Genomic DNA, 1886 nt, shown 5'->3' with positions numbered 1-1886 from the left:
CTCCGAAGAAGCGATGCAGGTGAACGGGCACCTGCTCATGGTGGACGGCGGGCTGACGGTAAAGGCGGCGCAGCCGGAGGATCATATGGAACGCTAAGTCTTGCGCGGAGGCGGGCTGCCTTGGAAGTAGAGAAACTACTTTCGGGGCGGCCCTTCTTTTCGAAGGCTTGCGTTGCAGGAAATATGGCTTGTCGGGGGTTTTCGGAAATGGTAGACTACTGGTAGGTTATTGATAAAACTAAGTTTTGTATAATAAACCAGTGGTTTCGAGGGGGACGTATGGACAGCAAATACCGAGTTCCCGCCCTCGAGAAAGCCGACGCGGTGCTGCAAGCGGTTTCCGAAGCCCCGTACCGGCTGCGGCTGATCGATTTGTCCGTCAAGCTGGGCATTCACAAGAGCTCGCTGTACTCCCTTCTGCTGACGATGGAGTCGCTGCAGTGGGTGGCCAAGGACGGCGCGGATACGTACGCGCTCGGCCCGGGGCTCGGCAGGCTCGGCAGCATGTACGCGAACAGCCACGACTTGATCGGCGCGTTCGGGCGGGAGGCCGCCCGGGTCGCCGACACGCTCGGCGAGGCGCTGCAGCTCGGCCGACTCGAGGGGACCGAAGTGCTGTACCTCGCCAAGCGCGAGGTGCCGTCTCCGATTCGGCTCGCTTCGGGCCCAGGCATGAAATTTCCCGCCCACGCGACGGGGCTCGGCAAGGCGCTTCTGTCGGGTCTGCCGCCGGAGCGGCTGCGGGCGCTGTACGCGGCGGCGGAGCTGACGCCGCTTACCCCGCAAACCATCGCGAGCCGCGAAGCGTTGTTCGCGGAGGTGGAGGAAGCCGCCCGCAACGGATTCGCGGAGGACCGGGAGGAGTCGGTCATCGGGTTTTGCTGCGTGGCGGCGCCGATCAAGAACGGCGAGGGCGAGACGGTCGCGGCGGTCAGCTGCTCGATGCCGTCGCATGTATGGGAGCGCAAGCGCGAGAGGGCTCGGGAGGAAATGGTGAAGCTGGCCGCTCGGCTTACCGTGTTTTAAGGGAGCGGGATGTTAAAGAACGGGGAGGATATGCAGGTGCGTTTAGCGGAAAAAATTACGCTCATTACCGGGTCGGGCTCGGGAATCGGGAGAAGTACGGCGCTATTGTTCGCGCGCGAAGGGGCGACGGTGATCGTCAACGACCTCGATGCGGAGAAGGGGCGGGAGACCGTCGACGAGATCGCCGCGGCAGGCGGCAAAGCGGCGTTCTTCAAGGCGGACGTAACGAACCCCGAACAGGTGAAGGCGATGGTCGACGCCGTCGTCGCGCAGTTCGGCCGTATCGACGTGCTGTTCAACAATGCGGGGGTCAGCGGCGTTGGCATGCTGCACGAGGTCGAGCCGGAGGCGTGGGACCGCGTCATGACGATCAACATTCGCGGCGTGTTTTTGCCATCGAAATATGTACTGCCTTACATGATGGAGCGTCGCAGCGGATCGATCATCAACATGTCGTCCTGCATCGCGGAGATCGGGCTTGCCAAGCGCGCGTCGTATTCCGCCACGAAAGGCGCGGTGCTGTCGCTCACGAAGTCGATGCAGGTGGATTATGCTCCGTACAATATCCGCGTGAACGCATTATTGCCAGGCACGATCATGACGCCGTTCGTAGAAAACTATCTGCGTACGTCGTACGACGACCCCGAGGCGGCGATCGCCTCGCTGAAGACGCGGCAGTTGAGCGGCGATCTCGGCCGGCCGGACGACGTGGCGAACGCCGCGTTGTTCCTCGCCTCCGACGAGTCGAAATTTATGATGGGGTCCCCGCTGTATATCGACGGGGGCGTCGTGTTCGGAAAAAACGCATAGAGAGGCTGAGGAAAACATGAAACTCGTACCGTATTTGGAAACCTGACAAG

General features: G+C 61.8%; 2 protein-coding genes and 1 pseudogene. All 3 read left to right on the top strand.

The features are described 5' to 3' along the window. Nucleotides 1-97: pseudogene (locus tag VEZ38_RS15950) on the top strand (3-oxoacyl-ACP reductase); the annotation flags it as partial. A 182-nt stretch (nucleotides 98-279) separates the two neighbouring features. Next, entirely contained in the window at nucleotides 280-1026 is a 747-nt protein-coding gene (locus VEZ38_RS15945) for an IclR family transcriptional regulator (RefSeq protein WP_324895142.1), read from the top strand. A 36-nt stretch (nucleotides 1027-1062) separates the two neighbouring features. Further along, on the top strand, nucleotides 1063-1836 hold the full coding sequence (locus VEZ38_RS15940) for a glucose 1-dehydrogenase (protein WP_324895140.1): 774 nt from the start codon (nucleotides 1063-1065) through the stop codon (nucleotides 1834-1836). The last annotated feature ends 50 nt before the right edge of the window (nucleotides 1837-1886 follow it).

Source organism: Paenibacillus sp., assembly GCF_035645235.1.
In the GTDB taxonomy this organism is placed as follows: domain Bacteria; phylum Bacillota; class Bacilli; order Paenibacillales; family YIM-B00363; genus Paenibacillus_AE.
The sequence above is the reverse complement of the archived record's forward strand: the minus strand, read 5'-3'. Positions and strand labels throughout refer to the sequence as shown.